This window comes from Sphingomonas sp. GM_Shp_2 (genome assembly GCF_026540875.1).
Taxonomy (GTDB): Bacteria; Pseudomonadota; Alphaproteobacteria; order Sphingomonadales; family Sphingomonadaceae; genus Sphingomonas; species Sphingomonas carotinifaciens.
This window is the reverse complement of the sequence record NZ_JALNUQ010000012.1, coordinates 17559-36683: the sequence shown is the minus strand read 5'-3', so window position 1 is coordinate 36683 and position 19125 is coordinate 17559. Positions and strand designations below refer to the sequence as shown.

Annotated in this window: 19 protein-coding genes; 5 read left to right on the top strand and 14 right to left on the bottom strand. The window is 68.6% G+C overall.

Annotation, left to right across the window (positions count from 1 at the left end; translation table 11 throughout):
- Positions 1 to 67: 67 nt before the first annotated feature.
- Positions 68 to 1294: an ABC transporter permease gene (locus tag OXR08_RS06685; RefSeq protein ID WP_112380977.1), complete on the bottom strand. Its 1227-nt coding sequence runs from the start codon at positions 1292 to 1294 to the stop codon at positions 68 to 70.
- Positions 1291 to 2208: an ATP-binding cassette domain-containing protein gene (locus OXR08_RS06680; protein WP_112380976.1), complete on the bottom strand. Its 918-nt coding sequence runs from the start codon at positions 2206 to 2208 to the stop codon at positions 1291 to 1293. The genes OXR08_RS06685 and OXR08_RS06680 overlap by 4 nt, the downstream gene beginning before the upstream one ends.
- Positions 2209 to 2250: 42 nt before the next feature.
- Here OXR08_RS06680 and queG point away from each other — a divergent pair, with 42 nt between their 5' ends.
- The gene (gene queG / locus OXR08_RS06675) at positions 2251 to 3303 is read left to right on the top strand and encodes a tRNA epoxyqueuosine(34) reductase QueG (RefSeq protein ID WP_267348842.1); all 1053 of its coding nucleotides are present in this window, start codon (positions 2251 to 2253) and stop codon (positions 3301 to 3303) included.
- Between the two features lie 43 nt (positions 3304 to 3346).
- Here the strand turns inward: queG and OXR08_RS06670 are convergent, their stop codons facing one another.
- From OXR08_RS06670 to wecB, 4 genes are all read right to left on the bottom strand, one after another.
- Positions 3347 to 3592, bottom strand: a complete 246-nt coding sequence (locus OXR08_RS06670) for a hypothetical protein (RefSeq protein WP_112380974.1) — start codon at positions 3590 to 3592, stop codon at positions 3347 to 3349.
- A 119-nt stretch (positions 3593 to 3711) separates the two neighbouring features.
- Positions 3712 to 4503, bottom strand: coding sequence for a metallophosphoesterase family protein (locus tag OXR08_RS06665; RefSeq protein WP_267348840.1), 792 nt, complete (start codon positions 4501 to 4503; stop codon positions 3712 to 3714).
- A 120-nt stretch (positions 4504 to 4623) separates the two neighbouring features.
- The gene (gene wecC, locus OXR08_RS06660) at positions 4624 to 5895 is read right to left on the bottom strand and encodes a UDP-N-acetyl-D-mannosamine dehydrogenase (RefSeq protein WP_267348838.1); all 1272 of its coding nucleotides are present in this window, start codon (positions 5893 to 5895) and stop codon (positions 4624 to 4626) included.
- On the bottom strand, positions 5879 to 7009 hold the full coding sequence (gene wecB / locus OXR08_RS06655; protein WP_267348836.1) for a UDP-N-acetylglucosamine 2-epimerase (non-hydrolyzing): 1131 nt from the start codon (positions 7007 to 7009) through the stop codon (positions 5879 to 5881). Before wecB ends, wecC begins: the two co-directional genes overlap by 17 nt.
- A 119-nt stretch (positions 7010 to 7128) precedes the next feature.
- Between wecB and galU the strand changes: the two genes are divergently transcribed.
- Positions 7129 to 7998: a UTP--glucose-1-phosphate uridylyltransferase GalU gene (gene galU / locus OXR08_RS06650; protein WP_267348834.1), complete on the top strand. Its 870-nt coding sequence runs from the start codon at positions 7129 to 7131 to the stop codon at positions 7996 to 7998.
- Positions 7999 to 8039: 41 nt separating this feature from the next.
- Here the strand turns inward: galU and OXR08_RS06645 are convergent, their stop codons facing one another.
- The 8 genes from OXR08_RS06645 to OXR08_RS06610 form a co-directional block, all read right to left on the bottom strand.
- Positions 8040 to 9434 (bottom strand): sugar transferase, encoded by a 1395-nt coding sequence (locus tag OXR08_RS06645; protein WP_267348832.1) that lies wholly within the window; start codon positions 9432 to 9434, stop codon positions 8040 to 8042.
- 239 nt (positions 9435 to 9673) lie between these two features.
- Positions 9674 to 10447 carry a molybdopterin-synthase adenylyltransferase MoeB gene (gene moeB / locus OXR08_RS06640; RefSeq protein ID WP_267348915.1) on the bottom strand — a complete coding sequence of 258 codons (774 nt, stop codon included), beginning with the start codon at positions 10445 to 10447 and terminating at the stop codon, positions 9674 to 9676.
- Positions 10444 to 10818 (bottom strand): hypothetical protein, encoded by a 375-nt coding sequence (locus tag OXR08_RS06635; protein ID WP_149680786.1) that lies wholly within the window; start codon positions 10816 to 10818, stop codon positions 10444 to 10446. The genes moeB and OXR08_RS06635 overlap by 4 nt, the downstream gene beginning before the upstream one ends.
- Positions 10815 to 11261 (bottom strand): dUTP diphosphatase, encoded by a 447-nt coding sequence (gene dut / locus OXR08_RS06630; protein WP_112380967.1) that lies wholly within the window; start codon positions 11259 to 11261, stop codon positions 10815 to 10817. Before dut ends, OXR08_RS06635 begins: the two co-directional genes overlap by 4 nt.
- Complete coding sequence (gene coaBC, locus OXR08_RS06625) at positions 11258 to 12445, bottom strand: bifunctional phosphopantothenoylcysteine decarboxylase/phosphopantothenate--cysteine ligase CoaBC (protein ID WP_267348827.1); 1188 nt, start codon at positions 12443 to 12445, stop codon at positions 11258 to 11260. The genes dut and coaBC overlap by 4 nt, the downstream gene beginning before the upstream one ends.
- Positions 12442 to 13548, bottom strand: a complete 1107-nt coding sequence (locus OXR08_RS06620; RefSeq protein ID WP_267348826.1) for a hypothetical protein — start codon at positions 13546 to 13548, stop codon at positions 12442 to 12444. Before OXR08_RS06620 ends, coaBC begins: the two co-directional genes overlap by 4 nt.
- Before the next feature lie 13 nt (positions 13549 to 13561).
- Positions 13562 to 15100, bottom strand: coding sequence for a 2-polyprenylphenol 6-hydroxylase (ubiB, locus tag OXR08_RS06615; RefSeq protein ID WP_267348824.1), 1539 nt, complete (start codon positions 15098 to 15100; stop codon positions 13562 to 13564).
- A gap of 51 nt (positions 15101 to 15151) precedes the next feature.
- Entirely contained in the window at positions 15152 to 15883 is a 732-nt protein-coding gene (locus OXR08_RS06610; RefSeq protein ID WP_112381707.1) for a class I SAM-dependent methyltransferase, read from the bottom strand.
- A 59-nt stretch (positions 15884 to 15942) separates the two neighbouring features.
- Between OXR08_RS06610 and mutM the strand changes: the two genes are divergently transcribed.
- From mutM to dnaA, 3 genes are all read left to right on the top strand, one after another.
- Positions 15943 to 16758: a bifunctional DNA-formamidopyrimidine glycosylase/DNA-(apurinic or apyrimidinic site) lyase gene (gene mutM, locus OXR08_RS06605; RefSeq protein ID WP_267348822.1), complete on the top strand. Its 816-nt coding sequence runs from the start codon at positions 15943 to 15945 to the stop codon at positions 16756 to 16758.
- A gap of 88 nt (positions 16759 to 16846) precedes the next feature.
- Entirely contained in the window at positions 16847 to 17110 is a 264-nt protein-coding gene (rpsT, locus tag OXR08_RS06600; protein ID WP_112380963.1) for a 30S ribosomal protein S20, read from the top strand.
- Positions 17111 to 17546: 436 nt separating this feature from the next.
- Positions 17547 to 19022: a chromosomal replication initiator protein DnaA gene (dnaA, locus tag OXR08_RS06595; RefSeq protein WP_267348819.1), complete on the top strand. Its 1476-nt coding sequence runs from the start codon at positions 17547 to 17549 to the stop codon at positions 19020 to 19022.
- Positions 19023 to 19125: the final 103 nt, after the last annotated feature.

The window sequence follows — 19125 nt, the reverse complement described above, 5'->3', positions numbered from 1 at the left end:
TGGGAGGTCGGGTGGGGGAGCGGGCTGGTACCGCGAAATGCGCCCACAGCGCATTTCCAAATTGACTCTAAGCCCTGGCCCGTTTCCAGAAGGGCCGCGCGCTGCCCGATTGCAGCACCCCGCGACGGAAGAAGCGCGCCCCCAGCGTCACGAAGATCGCGACCCATAGCGCCTGCCATGCCAGTGCCAGTGCGTGGGGCCACAGGTCCGGGCTGTTGGCGGCATGCCCCGCCATGGCGAAGGGGGAGGACAGCGGAAACACCTCCGCCACCGTCGCGAGCCAGGAGCCGGGACGCCCCGCCGCGGCCGAGGACAGCGCGAACATGCCGACCTGCAACACCGTGATCGGCAGCGACAGCATCTGGATCTCGCGCATGGTCGAGGCCTGTGCGCCGACGCCGAGGAACACCGAGCCGAGCAGCAGATAGGCCATCGCGAAATAGGCGGCGAAGAGCAGCGCGAAGGTGGGGGCGCCGACCGCGGGGGACAGGTCGCCGAATGCGGCGGCGGCGGCGGGCGGCAGGTAGGACAAGGCCTGGCCCACGACGGTGCCCCAGAAGCCGACGAACAGCAGCGCGACGCCGAACATGCCGACCAGCTTGCCCAGGAACACGCTTTCCAGCGGTACGGCGGCGGCGAGGATCTCGATCACCTTGTTGCTGCGCTCCTCCGCCATGGTGCCGACGACCTGGCCGGAAAGGAACAGGGTGAGAAAGAAGATGCCGAACACCGCCAGGAAGGCGGAGCGGTTCTGCCCCCCCTGCGATCCGGTGGTGCGGGTCACGGAGGTTTTCGTCGCCTGCACGCGGGGCAGGCCGCCGTCCAGCGCCTCCGAGGCGAGCGTGCCTTGCGCCAGCAGGGTGAGATAATCGGCGGTGCGCGCGCCGCGCAGGCCATACAGGATCGTCGGCCGGTCGAGCGGGCCATAGAGGACGGCGGAGGCGTCATACGCCTTCGATTCGAAGGCGGCACGCGCCTGTGCCGCGGGGTCGGCGGACGGCGTCAGCGTCATCAGCGCAGGAGGCGCCTCTTCCTGGCGGAACACGCCGCGCAACCGCGTGTCGACCTCCGCGATCGGACGGGCCAGCCGGTCGGGTACGATGGCGACGATGCGCGTCTTGTCCGATGCGCCGTCGGCGACCGCGGCGGCACCCGCACCCCCGATCGCCCCGAACGAGCCCATGATGAGCGGCGCGAACAGGAACAGCAGGAAGATGGGGGTGAAGACGGTGGCGACGAAATCGCGGCGCGCGATGGTCAGCGTCTGGCGGATCAGGCGGCGGGCGTTGCTCATGCGGCCTTCTCCAGCGCTTCGCGGCCGACGATGCGGACGAACGCGTCGTGCAGGCGGGGACGTTCGATCGACAGGCCGGAAATGCCGTGCCCGGCCTCGATCAAGCGGACGAGCAGGGGCTCGATCCCGCCATCGGGCAACTGGAAGCGCCAGCCCGATCCTTCGGACCGCGCATCGGCGGGCAGGAGCGCGGCGATGGCGGGATCGGGGCGGCGCGGCTGGTAATGAACCTGTGAGGGGAGGGTGGCGCGGGCCTCGTCCACCGTGCCCTCAAACCGGCGCTTGCCGCCCGCGATGATCGCCAGACGGTCGCACAGCCGCTCGGCATGCGCCATGACGTGGGTGGAGAACAGGATGGTGGCGCCGCGGTCGCGCTCCGCCAGGATCAGCGCTTCCAGCTTTTCCTGATTGACCGGATCGAGGCCGGAAAAGGGCTCGTCCAGCACGAGGAGCGAGGGGCGGTGGACGACGGAGCCGAGCAGCTGGACAAGCTGCGCCATGCCCTTGGAAAGCTTGCGGATCTTGGTATCGGCGGCGTGGCCGAGACCGGCGGCGTCCAGCATCTCGACGGCACGGGCGCGGCCGGTTTTCCAGTCGAGGCCCCGCAGCGCCCCCATGAAGGCGATCGCCTCGCGCGCCTTCATCGCAGGGTAGAGGCCGCGTTCCTCGGGCAGATAGCCGACCACGTCGCTGGCATCGCGCGGGTGGCGGGTGTTCAGCAGGGCGCGGTGGCCTTCATCCGGCTCGATGATGCCGAGCAGCATGCGCAGCGTCGTCGTCTTGCCCGCGCCATTGGGGCCGAGCACGCCGTAGACCGCGCCGGTCGGCACCGCGATATCCACGCCGTCCACCACCCGACGGTCGCCGAAGCGTTTCACCAGTCCCGAGGCATGTACCGCCCATCGTTCGTCCATGCCCATGTTCCTCCCGCCTTCACGACGTGGTAGCGGGCGGGGGTGCCCCAAGACAAGCTGGAAACCCGGATCAAGGCCAAGGCGGCCGAACTCGGCTTTGCGAGCATCGGCATCGCGCGTGCCGATGCAGCGCCGCACAGTGCCGCACGGCTGCGCGAATGGCTGGCGGACGGGGCGCATGGCTCGATGATCTGGATGGAGGAGCGCGCCCATCACCGCGAAAGCCCGGCCGGACTGTGGCCCGAGGTGCGCACGGTGATCTCGCTGGGCGTCAGCTATGCGCCGAAGGACGATCCGATGAAGCTGGCGGATGCGACCGATATCGGGCGGATCTCGGTCTATGCGCAGGGGGCCGATTATCACGACGTGGTGAAGCGGCAGTTGAAGGCGTTGGGGCGGTGGCTGGTGGCGGAGGCGGCGTGCGAGCTGAAGGTGTTCGTCGATACCGCGCCGGTGATGGAGAAGCCGCTGGCGGAGGCGGCGGGACTGGGGTGGCAGGGCAAGCACACCAACCTGGTGAGCCGTGCACATGGCAGCTGGCTGTTCCTGGGGGCGATCTACACGACGCTGGAGCTGACGCCGGACGTGGCGGGGCGCGATACGTGCGGATCGTGCGATGCGTGCCAGCAGGCATGCCCGACCGCCGCCTTTCCCAAGCCCTACCGGCTGGATGCCCGGCGGTGCATCTCGTACCTGACGATCGAGCACAAGGGGCCGATCCCGGAGGAGTTCCGGGTGGCGATGGGCAACCGCATCTATGGCTGCGACGATTGCCTTGCGGCGTGCCCGTGGAACAAGTTCGCGGTGGCGGCGAGCGCCAACATGGCGTTCCATCCGCGCGCGGAACTGACCGCGCCGGCGCTGGCCGATCTGCTCGACCTGGACGATGCCGGTTTCCGGCAGGTGTTCGCGGGGTCGCCGATCAAGCGGATCGGGCGGGAGCGGATGGTGCGCAATGCCGCGATCGCGGCGGGAAACAGTGGCGAGGATGCGCTGGTGCCGGTGTTGCAGCGACTGGCGACGGATACGTCGGAGACGGTGGCGGAGGCGGCGCGCTGGGCGTTGGAACAGCTAGGAAGGCAGGCAAAAAAATAGCGGCCCGAAAGCCGCTATTTCCCTAGCCGAAGCTATGAACAGCTTAGTTGCTGTCGGCGTCGTCGTCCGAGTCGGCGACCACGACGATACCAGCGACAACAGCCGCCGCAGCGAGAACCGCCACGATCACGCCGCCACCGGCCAGCTCGTTCTTCTTGGCCGAAGCCGAACCAGCGCGGGCCGACTTGGCGACCGACAGGCTGGCAGCCGAGTTCGCCGGAGCGGCGAGAGCCGGAGCAGCCGTCATCGACACGGCAGCAGCAGCTACGAGAAACTTTCCAAGACGCATGATGAACTCCCTTTGTGCTCGTCAGGCTGCCCTATGGCAGTGCAGCAAGACCATGACAAGATGCTAGTCGATCGACGCAAATTTGTAATATTTCCATGTTGCGCCGCAGTCACACCCGATCAGGCGGCAGAGGCGACATCGGGGGCCAGTATCGCCTCCAGCGTCCAGCTTTGGTCGTCCTGCAACCCCAGGGCGGTCAGCCGGCCGCTGGTATAGGCGCCGGTATCGATGCCGATGCGGTGGGGAAGCCATTCGACCTCCTCGCTGACGGTATGACCGTGGACGATCCGTTTTTCGAGCAAGCCGCGGTGATCGAGAAAGGGATCGCGGATCCAGCGCAGATCGGCCGGACGCTGCGCATCGAGCGCGACGCCGGGGCGGACGCCGGCATGGACAAAGGCGTAATCGCCGATCACCACCATCGTCTCCAGCGCACGCAGGAACGCCTGATGCTCGGGCGGCACCAGCGTGCCGAGCCGTTCCGCCACCTCGGCATAATCGAGCCGTTCGTAATCGGGCGCCGACAGGCCGTAGCTCAGCATCGTCTCGCGCCCGCCGACGCGGCAGAACAGCCGCAGCGCCTTGGCATCGCCGTCCAGCGCGGAGAGCAGGATCTCCTCGTGATTGCCGGCGATCACGCGCACGTCGCGGCCGGTTTGCGACAATTGCAGCAGGCGCGTCACCACGCCGGCCGAGTCGTCGCCCCGGTCGACCAGATCGCCCAGAAAGATGAGCGTGGTTTCGGCCGGACCGCGGCCCGCGTCATCGGCGTCGATCTGCGCCAACAGCAGGTCGAGCAGGTCGAGCCGACCATGGACATCGCCGATCGCATAAACGCGCTGACCGGCGGGAATGGCCGCGTTGGCATCGGATGACCCGCGCCGGCGGCTTCGAAGGAACTTGGCGATCATCGGGCTGCTTCACTGTGGCAGGACCCATGGCCCATAAGCCCTTGGCCTCCGTACCGCAACGTGCGCGGCGACGATGGTCCCCCGCGCCGCCGGCGTGCAGCCGGCCGGTCAGGCAGCCGGTCAGGCCGGGGCGAGTGGCTGATCCGGCCAGAGCCCGCGCGTGTCGAGCACCCGCTTGCCCCGGCGTTCCTCCAGCGGGATCGAGCGGAACAGGTCGTGATCGACCAGCACGATCAGCACGGGGCAGGTTTCCAGCGCGGTATCGATATCGACCAGCGTGGCACCGGTATCGGCCAGTGTCGGCGGCAGCGCCTGTGCGTAGGGCTCGACCACGCGGATGCGGTCGGCATGGCTTCGTGCAAGCGCCTGCACGACGCGCAGCGCAGGGCTTTCGCGGAAATCGTCGATATTGGCCTTGAAGGCGAGGCCGAGACAGGCGACGGGCGCGTCGCCGGTGGCGGCGAGCAATGCCTCCGCCTGTGCGACCACATGATCGGTCTTGCCGTCGTTCACCTCGCGGGCGGTGCGGATCAGCGGTGTCTCTTCGGGCGCGGCGGCGACGAGGAACCACGGGTCGACCGCGATGCAATGGCCGCCGACACCGGGGCCGGGCGACAGGATGTTGACGCGCGGGTGGCGATTGGCGAGGCGGATCACCTCCCACACATCGACGCCGAGCCGGTCGGCAACGAGGCTGAGTTCGTTGGCAAAGGCGATGTTGACGTCGCGAAAGGCGTTTTCGGTCAGCTTCGTCATTTCGGCGGCGCGTGCGGTCGTCGTGACGCAGGCGCCGCGCACGAAGCGGCGGTAGAAGGCGAGCGCCTTTCGCGCACAGCGCGGGGTGATGCCGCCGATCACCCGGTCATTGTCGATCAATTCCACCAGGATGCGGCCGGGCAGCACGCGTTCCGGGCAATAGGCGATGGAGATATCCGGCTGGTCGGTGCAGCGACCGGGGACCTTCAGGTCGGGGCGCAGCTGCGCGATCAGGTCGCGGACCTGTTCGGTGGTGCCGACCGGAGAGGTCGATTCGAGGATGATCGTGTCGCCCGCCTTCAGCACGGCGGCGATGCTGGTCGCGGCTTGCAGGACATAGGCGATATCGGGCTGGTGATCGTCCGCGAACGGCGTCGGCACGGCGATGACGAAGATGTCGGCGGGTGCCACCTCGGTGGAGGCGCGCAGCGTACCGCGGGCGACGACGCCCGAGACGAGGCCGTCGAGATCGACCTCCTCGATATGGACGCGGCCTTCGTTGACGGTGTCGACCACGGTGGCGCTGACATCGATGCCCAGCACGCGGGCGCCCGTGCGGGCGATCACCGCGGCGGTGGGCAGGCCGATATAGCCCAGCCCCATGACGACGACGTTCAATTCAGGCGCGCCCAGCATCGGCGATGATCCTCGCTATCCGTGTCGCCGCCTGGCCATCGCCGAAGGGATTGTGCGCGCGGGCCATGGCGGCATATGCCCCGCTATTGTCGAGAAGCGTGAAAACTTCGGAAACGATGCGGTTTTCATCGGTACCGACCAGCCGGGCGGTGCCGGCCGCGACCCCCTCGGGGCGTTCGGTGGTTTCGCGCATGACCAGCACCGGCTTGCCGAGCGCCGGCGCCTCCTCCTGCACGCCGCCCGAATCGGTCAGAACGATGTCGCAGAGTTCGAGCGCGCGCACGAAATGCGGATAATCGAGCGGCGGGATGCGCCAGACATTCCCGCGCTCGCCCAGCACGGCATCCATGACGCTGCCCACCGAGGGGTTCGGGTGCATGGGAAAGAGCAGGGCGACATCCTCGCGGTCGGCGATGCGGCCGATGGCGCGGGCGATCGCCCCCATGCCATCCCCGAAGTTTTCGCGGCGGTGGGTGGTGACGAGGACGAGGCGGCGGCCGGCCAGGCGATCGGCGATGGGGTCGAGCCCGGCGGCCAGCATCGGGTCGGCGGCGATGCGGGCTCGCGTCCAGAGCAGCGCATCGATCACGGTGTTGCCGGTGACATGGATGGCACCCGGATCGATCGTTTCGCGGCGCAGCGCCTCTGCGGCGGTGTCGGTGGGGGCGAAATGCCAGGTGGCGATGGGCGCGACGATGCGGCGGTTCACCTCCTCCGGCCAGGGATGGTAGATGTCGCCGGAGCGCAGGCCCGCCTCGACATGGGCGACGGGCAGCTTGCGGTAATAGGCGGCGAGCGCGCCGGCCATCGCGGTGGCGGTGTCGCCCTGCACGACGACGAGGTCGGGGCGTTCGGCATCCATGACCTCGCCAAGGCCGGTGAGCAGGCGCGCGGTGAGCCTGTCGAGCGTCTGGCCCGGCTCCATCAGGTCGAGGTCGATATCGGGCGCGAGATCGGCGATCGCCAGCACCTGATCGAGCAGGCCGCGATGCTGCGCCGTGACGCAGGTGCGGACGCGCAGGGCCGGCTGGTCGGCCAGGGCGCGGACCACGGGAAAGAGCTTGATGGCCTCTGGCCGGGTGCCGAAGATGACGAGAACGGTGCGCTGTGTCATGAACCAAGCATAGGCCGGCGTTGTTTAAGAGCGTGTCAATTCTGGACGCAATCGGATTTGCCGCAAGCAGAACCGCACGCTAGGCGCAATGAACTGAATCTCATGGAGAATTTCATACGATGACCATCAAGCCGCTCCGCAAGGCCGTGTTTCCGGTCGCGGGCCTGGGCACGCGCTTCCTGCCGGCGACCAAGGCCATGCCGAAGGAAATGCTGACCGTCGTCGACAAGCCGCTGATCCAATATGCGGTGGAAGAGGCGCTGGAAGCCGGGATCGAGCAGATCATCTTCGTCACCGGTCGCGGCAAGGGCGCGCTGGAGGATCATTTTGACGTTTCCTACGAACTGGAAGCGACGATGAAGGCGCGCGGCAAGTCGATGGCGCTGATCGAGGGCATTCGCCAGAAGCCGGGCAGCCCCGTCTATGTCCGCCAGCAGGAGCCGCTGGGCCTGGGCCATGCGGTGTGGTGCGCGCGCGAGATCGTCGGCGACGAGCCGTTCGCGGTGCTGCTGCCCGACGAGCTGATGGTCGGCACCCCCGGCTTCCTGTCGCAGATGGTGCAGGCCTATAACCGGGTCGGCGGTAACCTGGTCGGTGCGCTGGAAGTGGCGGACAGCGAGACCGACAAATACGGCATCATTTCGCCCGGCACGCGCGACGGCGCGCTGACCGAGGTGAAGGCGCTGGTGGAGAAGCCGGCGCGAGGAACCGCGCCGTCGAACCTGATGATCCCCGGCCGCTACATCCTGCAGCCCGACGTGATGCGCATCCTGGAAAAGCAGGAAACGGGTGCGGGCGGCGAGATCCAGTTGACCGACGCGATGGCGCAACTGATCGGGACGCAGCCCTTCCACGGCGTGACGTTCGACGGCGACCGGTACGATTGCGGCGACAAGGCGGGGTATGCGCAGGCGAACTTCGCGCTGGCGCTGGCCCGCGCGGATATCGGGCCGGCGGTGCGCGACTTCGCGCGCAATCTGCTGGCTTGAGGTGACGGGCGCAGGGCGGCGACGATGCCGCCCTGCGCCGCTCAGAATGCGTTGCGGTGGAGAACGACGCGGAAGGTCATCGCGATGATCTTCAGGTCGCGCCAGATCGACCAGCGTTCCAGATATTCCAGATCGGCCTGGAGGCGGTTCTTCAGATCATCCTCGATGATCGTCGCACCGCGATAGCCGCGCACCTGTGCCAGTCCGGTCAGGCCGGGCTTGGCGGCGTGGCGGTGCCAGTAGCGGCCGTCGACTTCCCAGAACAGCTTCTCGGCCGCGCGGCTGCCCAGCGCATGCGGGCGGGGACCGACGATGCTCATGTCGCCCTTCAGCACATTGAAGAGCTGGGGCAGCTCGTCCACGCTGGTCTTGCGCAGGATCGCGCCGACGGGGGTGATGCGGTCGTCGTCGCGGCTGGCGGAACGGGTCCCGGCGCTGTCGCAGCCCTCGACCCGCATGCTGCGGAACTTCCAGATGCGGAACATGCGGTTGGCGCGGCCGATGCGAACCTGCTTGAACAGGACGGGGCCGGGGGAGTCGTATTTGATGGCGAGCGCGGCCATGGCGAGCAGCGGGGCGAGAAGCAGGATCGCGGCGAGCGACAGGGCGATGTCGAACACCCGCTTCACGAAGCGTTCGAACAGGCCGAGCGGGCCGGCGGCGACGATGACCGTTGGGGTCTTGGCGTAGGACGAGGCGCCGAGCGGGGCGAGGGTTTCCAGTTCGGGCAGGAACATCTCGGCCTGGACGTTGGCGCCCTTCAGCGCATGCGCCCAGGCGGTGCGCTGCTCGGGCGCGCAGGCGACGATGACGCGGTCCGCGCCGGACAGCGTCTCGGCCAGGCGGTCATACATCATCGGGTCGTGCCGGTCGGGGTCGAAGCCGTCGGCCGCGTTCAGGATCATCGAGAAGTCGTGGGTCGGCAGGGGCACGCGCCCGTCATGCAGCAGCATGACATTGAACGGGCGACCACCGACCAGCGCGGGCATGTTGCGCACGAACAGGTAGCGCGAGATCGCGACCATGACGAGGGTGGCGGCAGTGCCGATCGAGACCACCAGCCGCGGAAAGTGATCGGTCGCACGGAAGCAGAAGGCGACCAGGATCACCGCGCAGACGGCGACGGCGGCGGTCTGCACCCCCTTGATCGCGGCGCGCGACGGCTCCTGGAGGTTCCGGGCGTCATAGGCATGCATGTAGAAGGCGGTGAACATGTAGAGCGGCAGCACCGCCGCGACGATGAACGCCCAGTGGGTGGTGCCGGGCTGTGCCTCGCGCGCCCATGCCGCCAGCGCGAAGCCGAGGACGAGGCAGGCGGCATCGAGGGCCACAAGGCCGCAGAACACGCGCGCGCGCAGCGTGGCGGCGGGCGGCTGCCAACGCGACGCCTGTGGCGGCGGCGCGGCCGGAAAAGCCTGTTGGGCGTGATGGGTCATAAGCTGCAACGCTCCCGCCTTCACGTCTGCCGGCGAGTGGCCGGCGGCACGATGATACGCTACTCGAAGCAGGGGGACGGATAAGTTCATCCCGCACCGCAACATGGATGCTGTAGGACGAAACTTCGTCGATCCCAAAGGGGGTTGGCGGGCAGAATGCGGTCAATCCTGTTGACCGGTGCGAAAGGTGCGGCATGCCGATGCCAGGCGCGGTCGCCGGAGCGACTTCGGCCGGTGCTTCAATCGGTTACGGCAAGACTCGAGGGGCCGCAGGCGCGGCAGCCGGGGTCCTTGGGCAGGCGCAGGGTGCGGTAGCGGGCGGCGAGCAGGTCGGCGATCAGGAGCGTGCCGGCCGGGTCCTCGCCAAAGGGGGCGACGGCGCGGATCGCCTCCAGCGCGGCGAGGCTGCCGATCATTCCGGTGACGGGGCCGAGAATGCCGGCGTCGGCGCAACTGAGCGCGGCGGCGTCGGGCGTGTCGCCGACGAAGCAGCGATAGCAGGGGCGGCCGGGCTCCCACCCGCGATAGACGGCGAGCTGTCCCTCGAACTGGCCGACTGCGGCAGAGACGAGGGGGACGCGCAGTCCAAGCGCCGCATCGGCGACGGCCAGGCGGGTGTCGAAATTGTCGCTGCCGTCGATCACCACGTCGGCGCGGGTGACGAGCGCGGGGGCTGTCGCGGCGTCGATGCGAAGGCGCTGCGTCTCGACCGCGACATGGGGGTTGCGCGCGGCGACAAAGGCAGCGGCGGCGTCGACCTTGGGCTGGCCGACCTGCGTCACATCGTAGAGCGTCTGGCGCTGGAGATTGGACAGGTCGACGCGGTCGTCATCGACCAGGATCAGGCGGCCGATGCCGGCGCCCGCCAGATAGGGGATGGCAGGGGCTCCGATGCCGCCGGCACCGATGAGGAGCACGGTGGCGCCCTTCAGCCGCATCTGCCCGGCGCCGCCGATTTCCTTCAGGATGATCTGGCGGGCGTAGCGGGTGAGTTCGTCGTCGGAGAGGCTCACCATTGATAGGTGATCGTCGCCTTGTACCAGCCGGGGCGCAGCGAGGCGGTCCGGACCGTACCGGTGCGCACCATCGTCGAGACATAGCCGGCGGTATATTGTTCGACGGTGGGGCAATCGATCGCTTGCGGCAGCGCGCGACGCACCGTGCCGTCGGCGGCGAGCAGCAACGCCACGGGAGCGACGACCTGCGAGCGGCCATCGGGAAGCGGATCGGCCTTGCAGCGGCCGGCGGCAACCTCGGCGCGGGCATAGGTGATGCGCTCGCCGGCATTTTCGGGAAGCGGCAGCAGCGGCAGCGCGGTCCAGTCGGCGGGGGGCGTTTCCGCGGCCGGCACCTGGAGCGCGGCGAAGAGCAGGAGCGCGATCACCGGCCGGTTGACCCGAAGCCGCCGGCACCGCGATCGGTGTCGTCGAGCGCATCGACCTCGGCAAGCAGCGCGCGCTGTACGGGGGCGGGGACGAGTTGCGCGATACGATCGCCGCGCGACACCTCGAACGGCTCCTGTCCGAGATTGGCGAGGATCACCTTCACCTCGCCGCGATAATCATGGTCGATGGTGCCCGGCGTGTTGAGGCAGGTGACGCCGTGCCTGAGCGCAAGTCCGGAGCGGGGGCGGACCTGTACCTCATAGCCGGCCGGGATGGCGAGCGCGAAGCCGGTCGCCACCGCCGCGCGCGCGCCGGGCGCGAGCGTCAGCGACTCGGCGGCGACCACGTCCAGCCCGGCGGCACCGGCCGTCGCATAAGCGGGGAGCGGCAGGCCCTCGCCATGGGGCAGGCGGCGCAGGCGAAGAGCGATCGGATCGGTCATGACGCACCTTGTAGCGCATTTGCAATGCGTTGCGCGAGCCTGGTGGCGACGGTCGATTTGGGCAGCCGTTCCCAGCTTTCGACGCCGTCCACGGTGATCAGATGGACGGCATTCGCGTCCGTGCCGAACACGTCGGCCGAGACGTCGTTGGCGACGATCCAGTCCGCGCCCTTGCGGGTCCGCTTGGCGGTCGCGTGCGCGACCACGTCCTGCGTTTCGGCGGCGAAGCCGATGACGAGGCGCGGCCGGCGCGGCGAATGACCAAGGGTGGCAAGGATGTCGGGGTTTTCGACCAGCGTGAGGGCCGGGGGGGCGCCGTCGCCCTTTTTCACCTTCTGGCTGGCGGCCTCGACCCGCCAGTCGGCGACGGCGGCCACCATGACGGCCGCGTCGGCGGGCAGGGCCGCCTCGACCGCGGCGGCCATGTCGAGGGCGCTTTCCACGTCGATCCGGTCGACACCCGGCGGCGTCGGAAGCGTCACCGGGCCGGAAATCAGCGTGACGCGGGCACCAAGGCCGGCGAGTGCCGCGGCGATGGCATAGCCCTGCCGCCCCGAGGAGCGGTTGGCGATGTAGCGGACGGGATCGATCGCTTCGTGCGTCGGCCCGGCGGTGACCAGGATGTGGCGGCCGGAGAGCGAGGGCTGCGCGCTGGCGAACTGCGCGTCGACCGCGTTGGCGATCGCCTCCGGCTCGGGCAGGCGGCCGGGGCCATATTCGCCGCAGGCCATTGCGCCCTCGTCGGGAGCCATGACGGTGATGCCGTCGGCGCGAAGCTGCGCGACGTTGCGCTGCGTGGCGGGGTGCAGCCACATGCGGACGTTCATCGCAGGGGCCGCGAGCACGGGCTTGTCGGTGGCGAGCAGCAGCGTGGTGGCGAGGTCGTTGGACAGGCCGGCGGCCATGCGGGCGAGCAGGTCGGCGGTGGCGGGCGCGACGACGACCAGATCGGCCTCCCGGCTGAGCCGGATATGCCCCATCTCCGCCTCGTTCTTCAGGTCCCACAGGCTGGTATGGACCTGATCCTCGGTCAGGGCGGCCAGCGTCATGGCGGTGACGAAATGGCTGCCGCCCTCGGTCAGCACGCAGCGCACCGCATAGCGGCGGCGGCGGAGCAGGCGGATCAGCTCGCACGCCTTGTAGGCCGCGATGCCGCCGCCGACGATCAACAGGATACGCTTCATCGTACCACCCGTGTAACCGTGATGCGCCGCGCGTCACGCGCCGAGCCGATCAGGTCGCGCAGGCCATCGACGGCGAAGAGCAGGCCGATGGGGACGAGCGGTGCGATCAGCAGTACCCAGTAGAAATTGTCGGCGCGCGCGAAGAGCATCAACAGCAGCGCATAGCCCGCAATCACCGAGCCGGTCCGCCGCGCGACGGCATCGTCCCACGCCACCCAGCCGAACAGCGCCAGCACCACGCCGACCGCGGCGACGACCATGGGCAGCAGGGCGAGCGCGGTGGCGCCGGCGATCGCCTGCACAACAAAGCCGGGGCCCATCAGTCCGGTCCAGCCCGGCGAGACGGGGTCGAGCGGCTTGACGACGAGCGAGACGGCATAGGCATGGGCCGCGACCGCAACGGCCAGAACGGCGAGCGCGATCCCCCAGCCCCGCAACTCGCGCACAGCACCGCTGCGCCACGCCCATGCGGCCATGACCAGCAGATACAGCGCCGCCGTTTCGCGAATCAGGGCAGCGGCAAGGCCGAGTGCGGCGGCCTCCGCCCAGCGGCCTTGCGCATGGCGACCCAGCGACCAGGCGATCAGCAGTCCGGCCCAGCTTTCGTGGAACCAGGCGAGCGACGGCTGGACGACGACGAACACTCCGGCGAGCAGCACCAGCATGGCGCCACCGCGGGCGAGCGGATTGGCGACGGCGACGCGCAGCCGCGGATACCAGCTCGCGATCACCGCCAGGGCCAGCCCCCACAAGGCGCCGAGGAGCAGCCAGTGCGGCAGGGCGGCCTGCACCACCGCCAGCGTCGGCAGGCGAAAGGCGATAAAGGGCCTCAGCGGATAGCCGCCGGCGCGCAACTGGTCCGCCAGCGCGGGATAATAGTGGCCGCCATGGCGCAGCGCCTCCACGACGCCGCTATAGAGCGCGATATCGGTCTGGCCGTTGGTGGGTGCATCGCCGGCCAGCGGCGCGGCACCGAGCGCGGTCAGGCCGATCAGCAACAGGACGACGAGTGCCGCCAGCACGACCCGCGCGGTGCGCGCCTCCACCCCGCCGAACCGGGTCGGTTGGGCAAGGATCAGGGGACGGGAGGCGCGGCGGGGCATGATGTCGGCCCGGTTACCGCAGCAGCGCCGCCAGCGTGGCGGCGACACCGGCCGCGCCCGACAGAGCGGCGACGAGCGCATAGCGCCAGCCGCCACCAATGCGCACCACCTCGATCTCCTTCAGCGGCGGGGCCGGGGGCTCGCCACCCGGTGCCGGATAGCGCGCCTCGATCCGGCGGACGAGTTCGGGCAGGCGGGCGAGCGTGCGCACGTCCTGGATCAACCGGTCGGCGACATAGGCCTCCGGCCCCAATTCGGTGCGGATCCATTCGCGCACGAAGGGTGCGGCCGAGTCCCACAGGTTGATGTTGGGATCGAGGCTGGTCGCCACGCCCTCCACCATCACCATCGTTTTTTGCAGGAGCAGCAGATGCGGCTGCGTCACCATGTCGAAGTCGCGGGTGATCGAGAACAGGCCGTCCAGCATCATGCCGATCGACATGTCCTTGACCGGCAGGCCGCGCATCGGCTCGCCAACGGCGCGCAGCGCGGTGGCGAATTCGGCGACATTGTGGTGCGCGGGCACATAGCCCGCCTCGAAATGGATTTCGGCGACGCGCTTGTAGTTGCCGGTGATCAGGCCGTAGAGGATCTCGGCCAGCCAGACACGCGCGCGCCGGTCGATCCGGCCCATGATGCCGAAGTCGATCGCGGCGATCTTGTTGCCGGGCAGCGCAAACAGGTTCCCCTGGTGCATGTCGGCGTGAAAGAAGCCGTCGGCGATCGCCTGGCGCAGGAAGGCACGAACCAGCGTCTGCGCCAGCCTGGGCAGGTCATATCCCGCATCGACCAGCGCCTGCCGGTTGGACAGCTTGATCCCGTCGATCCATTCGACGGTCAGCACCTTGGCGGTGGAACGCTGCCAATCGATCTTGGGGATGACGAAATCGGGCTCGGCGGTCATCCCCTCGGCGAGTTCGGAGGCAGAGGCCGCCTCGCGCCGGAAGTTCAGTTCGCGCAAGGTCCAGCGGCGGAAATTCTCAACCGTCAGGCGGGGACGAAGACGGGCGGCCTCGCGGCTCATCCCCTCCACCTGTGCGGCGGCCCATTGATAGGTGTCGATCGCGCGGGTGAAATCGTCCTCCACGCCGGGGCGCAGCACCTTGACCGCGACCTGCCGGCCATCGGTGGTGATCGCGCGGTGGACCTGCGCGATCGAGGCGGCGCCGACCGGCATTTCCTCGATCCGCGAGAACAGCGCGGAGGGCGGGCGGCCGAAGCTGGCCTCCATCGCCGCGCAGATCGTCTCGAACGGGACGGGGGGCAACTGATCCTGGAGGCGCAGCAGGTCGTGTGCCGCTTCCTCGCCGACGAGATCGGGGCGGGTGGCGAGCGTCTGGCCGAGCTTGATCGCGGCGGGGCCGATCGCCTGAAACGCGTCCGCATAGGCAGGCTTGGCCGGCTGACGCGCCCCGAAGCGGGCGACGCGCGCCAGCCGGCGGACGGGGGCGGGGGTGTTCGGATCCCGCTCGATCCCGCGCAGCGCGCCGTGGCGGGCGAGCGTGCGACCCCATTTCAGCAGGCGCCAGAGATGCGTGACGGACGTGGTCATGCGGTGGTTACTTCCCGTCCCGAAGGCGGAACGGGAGGGTGGCTGCGCGCATCAGATCTTCCAGCCGGAATGGATCGCGACCAGCCCGCCCATGATCGGCTCCACCTTGGTTTCGATGAAACCGGCGTCCCGGATCATCCGCTCGAAGGTCGGCATGTCCGGGAAGCGGCGGATCGATTCGATCAGGTAGCGATAGCTGTCGGCGTCGTTCGCCAGCAATTGCCCGAGGCGGGGCACCAGCTTGTGCGAATAGCTGTCATAGACCTCGGCGAAACCCGGCCACTGGGTGGTCGAGAATTCGAGGCAGAAGAAGCGTCCGCCGCGACGCAGAACCCGGTGCGCTTCGCGCAGGGCCTTGGGAATGTCGGTGACGTTGCGGATGCCGAACGCGATCGTATAGGCGTCGAAGAACCGGTCGGGGAAGGTCAGCGTCTCCGCATTCGCCTCGGTCCAGACCAGGCCGTCGATGCCGCGTTCCTGCGCACGCTTCATGCCGACGTCGAGCATCGCGGGGTTGATGTCGGCCACCGTCACGCTGGCACCCGATTCGGCGAGGCGGAAGGCGATGTCGCCGGTGCCGCCCGCCATGTCGAGGATCTGGTCGGTCCGGCGCGGTTTCACGCGGCGGACGAAGCGGTCCTTCCACAACCGGTGCATGCCGCCCGACATCGCGTCGTTCATCAGGTCGTAGCGGGCCGCGACGTTGGTGAAGACGCCGCCGACGCGGGCAGTCTTCTCGGCGGGGGTGACGTCTTCGTAGCCGAAGGAGACGGTTTCGCTCATGACCATCGCCCTAGCCCGCCCTTGAGGCGGGGGCAAACGCTACCTAGTTTTGCAGGCACATGCCCGAGCTTCCCGAAGTCGAAACCACCGTGCGCGGGCTGACCCCCGTGCTGTCCGGCCAGCGGCTGACCCTGGTCGAGACGCGCCGCGCCGACCTGCGCCGCGCCTTCCCCGTCGACCTGCGCCAGCGGATGACGGGGGCGGTGGTGACGTCGCTGGGGCGGCGCGCCAAATACGGGCTGATCGACACCGATCGCGGCGACACGATGATCTTTCACCTAGGCATGTCGGGCCGGTGGCGGATCGATCCCGGCGAGGCGCAGCCGCACGACCATCTGGTAATCGAGACGGAGGCCGGGCGGCGGCTGGCGCTGAACGATGCGCGGCGATTCGGCTTTGTCGATCTGGTCCGAACGACGGCGCTGGACGCCTATCCGCCCTTTGCCGCGATGGGGCCGGAGCCGCTGGGGCCGGCATTGACCGGCGCCTATCTGCACGACGCGCTGAAGGGGCGGGCGGCGCCGATCAAGGCGATGCTGCTCGACCAGCGGATCGTGGCGGGGCTGGGCAACATCTATGTGTGCGAGGCGCTGAACGTCGCGAGGATCGCGCCGGGGCGTGCGGGCGGCCAGATCGCGCGGGCGCGGCTCGACCGGCTGGTGGAGGCGATCCGCAGCGTGCTGGAGGCGGCGATCGCGGCGGGGGGATCGTCTTTGCGCGATTATGTGCGCCCCGATGGCGAACTGGGCTATTTCTCCAAGGAATGGCGCGTCTATGGACGCGAGGGTCAGGGGTGCCCGTGCGGCACGACCGTGCAGCGCCGCGTCGATTCGGGACGGTCGACCTTCTGGTGCCCCGCCTGCCAGAAAGGTTGACGCCCGCAAGCCGGCCGGGTAAGGGCCGCGGCTTCAAAGACGGTGCGCTGGCATCGCTTTTCCCTTTGTTCGAGATTTAGAGGAAACCATGGCGAACACGCCGCAGGCCAAGAAGCGCATCCGTCGTAACGACCGTCGTGCAGAGATCAACGGAGCGCGCATCGGCCGCATCCGCACCTTCGTGAAGAAGGTGGAAGCCGCGCTCGCCGCCGGCGACAAGCCCGCCGCCACCACGGCGCTGGCCGCAGTGCAGCCGGAGCTGGCACGCGGCGTCGCCAAGGGCGTACTCCACAAGAACACCGCCAGCCGCAAGTTTTCGCGGCTGACGAAGCGCCTCGCCGCGCTCGCCTAACCCGTTCCTCGAACGGGAAAAGATGGACCCGCCGGGGGGCGACCCCGGCGGGTTTTTTCGTCGCCCGCGCGGGAACGAAATCGACCTTCGTGCAACGGCAGGATCTGCCGCGATTCGAGTGCGCGGCGGAAACGCGGACGTGCGCCAGGCCTATGGTTAATCGTGCAATTTCAATGACTTACACGATTGTTGGACGCGTTTCTGCGCTCCAGGGGCTGTCAATCCGGTTTATTTCAGAAATGTGGCCGCGAGCGGACTTGATCGAGAGGCCCCAAGCTTCATAATCAGGCCCTCGCCAGCGGTGACCATCGCTGCGTCATGAACATGAATGTGGGCAAGCCGGGCGACCTGTTGGTCGTCCAACGGGGGCTTTTGTCCTGTATCGATTTACACGGCCGGGCGCCTTTCGCGTGCCCGCCGGAGGTGGAGTGCGCGCGTGACGAATTGGCAAGCCTCGCAAGCGACGTCGGACCAGGCCCGGGCCTGGGCGCGCGTTCGCGCGAGCTTGCGCGAGTCGGCAGGCGCGCGGTTGTTCGACCAGTGGCTGAAGCCGATGGAACTGATCGAGGGCGACGAGCCCGACACGGTCCGCCTGGCGCTGCCGTCCGCCTTCATGACCAACTGGGTGCGCAGCCATTATGCGGACCGGTTGCATCTGGAATTCAAGGCGGCGCTGCCGGGCCTGCGCGCAGTGGTGGTCGAAACGCGCATGCCGTCGCGCACCGCTGCCGTGCTGACCGCCAGCACGCCGGTGGCATCGGCGCCGCGCACCCTGACCCCGGAAAGCCCGCGACCGGCACCGACGCTGTTCGAGGCACCCGCACCGGTCGCCCCTGCACCGGTCCCGGCCGCACCGGCACCGGCACCGGTGGTGACGATCACCACCGACCGGCCGCCGCTGGACCCGCGCCTCACCTTCGACCGGTTCGTGGTCGACGGATCGAACCGGGTCGCGTTCAACGCCGCCCTGGCGCTGGCCGAGCCGGGCGTGCCGCGTTTCAGCCCGCTGTTCCTTCATGGTGGCACCGGGCAGGGCAAGACCCACCTGATGCATGCGGTCGGTCATGCCTTTCAGGCGAACGAGCCGGGTGCGGCGGTGCTGTGCATGTCGGCCGAGCGATTCATGTTCGAGTTCGTCGCCTCGATGCGCGCACGCGATACCTTTGCATTCAAGCAGCGGCTGCGCTCGGCCGACCTGCTGCTGATCGACGATCTGCAATTCATCGCGGGCAAGGACGCGACCCAGGAAGAATTCTTCCACACGGTCAACGAGATCGTCGGTGCGGGCAAGCGGCTGGTGATTTCGGCGGATCGCTCGCCGCAATCGCTGGACGGGGTCGAGCCGCGCATCCTGAGCCGGTTGGGGGCAGGGCTGGTCGCCGACATCAAGGCGCCCGACCTGGTGCTGCGCCGCACGATCCTGGAGCGCAAGGTGCGCGACCTGCCGGCGCAGACGATTCCGGCGGATGTGCTGGATCTGCTCGCCTCGCGCATTCACGCCAATATCCGCGAGCTGGAAGGCGCGCTGAACCGCGTCGTTGCCTATGCGCAGCTGACCGGCGACACGATCGACCTGGAGTTCGCCACCGCCACGCTGGGCGACATGCTGCGTCACACACAGCGCCGCATTACCATCGACGAGATCCAGAAGCTGGTGAGCGCGCATTTCGAATTGAAGCCGCTCGATCTGGTTTCCGCGCGTCGCAGCCGCGCCATCGCCCGACCGCGCCAGATCGCCATGTATCTGGCCAAGCGGCTGACGACGCGGTCGCTGCCGGAGATCGGGCGCAAGTTCGGCGGGCGCGACCACTCGACGGTGATCCATGCGGTCAAGAAGATCGAGCAGTTGCGCGATACCGATCGTGACATCGACAATGCGGTGCGCGTGCTGATGCGCGAGCTGGAAGGCTGATCTCTTCGCGGCGTCGCGGGAATTTTAGCGCAGCATGTGATCGCAGGCGTGGATGAGGTTCACGCGAAGCCGCGAAGGGAATGTAGAGCCGAGCGTCGTGCGG

Bases quoted from the DNA above. Each gene is read 5' to 3' on its own strand.
- OXR08_RS06685 (WP_112380977.1), bottom strand. From the start codon at position 1,294: ATGAGCAACGCCCGCCGCCTGATCCGCCAGACGCTGACCATCGCGCGC.
- OXR08_RS06680 (WP_112380976.1), bottom strand. From the start codon at position 2,208: ATGGACGAACGATGGGCGGTACATGCCTCGGGACTGGTGAAACGCTTC.
- OXR08_RS06670 (WP_112380974.1), bottom strand. From the start codon at position 3,592: ATGCGTCTTGGAAAGTTTCTCGTAGCTGCTGCTGCCGTGTCGATGACG.
- OXR08_RS06665 (WP_267348840.1), bottom strand. From the start codon at position 4,503: ATGATCGCCAAGTTCCTTCGAAGCCGCCGGCGCGGGTCATCCGATGCC.
- wecC (WP_267348838.1), bottom strand. From the start codon at position 5,895: ATGCTGGGCGCGCCTGAATTGAACGTCGTCGTCATGGGGCTGGGCTAT.
- wecB (WP_267348836.1), bottom strand. From the start codon at position 7,009: ATGACACAGCGCACCGTTCTCGTCATCTTCGGCACCCGGCCAGAGGCC.
- galU (WP_267348834.1), top strand. From the start codon at position 7,129: ATGACCATCAAGCCGCTCCGCAAGGCCGTGTTTCCGGTCGCGGGCCTG.
- OXR08_RS06645 (WP_267348832.1), bottom strand. From the start codon at position 9,434: ATGACCCATCACGCCCAACAGGCTTTTCCGGCCGCGCCGCCGCCACAG.
- dut (WP_112380967.1), bottom strand. From the start codon at position 11,261: ATGACCGATCCGATCGCTCTTCGCCTGCGCCGCCTGCCCCATGGCGAG.
- coaBC (WP_267348827.1), bottom strand. From the start codon at position 12,445: ATGAAGCGTATCCTGTTGATCGTCGGCGGCGGCATCGCGGCCTACAAG.
- OXR08_RS06620 (WP_267348826.1), bottom strand. From the start codon at position 13,548: ATGCCCCGCCGCGCCTCCCGTCCCCTGATCCTTGCCCAACCGACCCGG.
- ubiB (WP_267348824.1), bottom strand. From the start codon at position 15,100: ATGACCACGTCCGTCACGCATCTCTGGCGCCTGCTGAAATGGGGTCGC.
- OXR08_RS06610 (WP_112381707.1), bottom strand. From the start codon at position 15,883: ATGAGCGAAACCGTCTCCTTCGGCTACGAAGACGTCACCCCCGCCGAG.
- mutM (WP_267348822.1), top strand. From the start codon at position 15,943: ATGCCCGAGCTTCCCGAAGTCGAAACCACCGTGCGCGGGCTGACCCCC.
- rpsT (WP_112380963.1), top strand. From the start codon at position 16,847: ATGGCGAACACGCCGCAGGCCAAGAAGCGCATCCGTCGTAACGACCGT.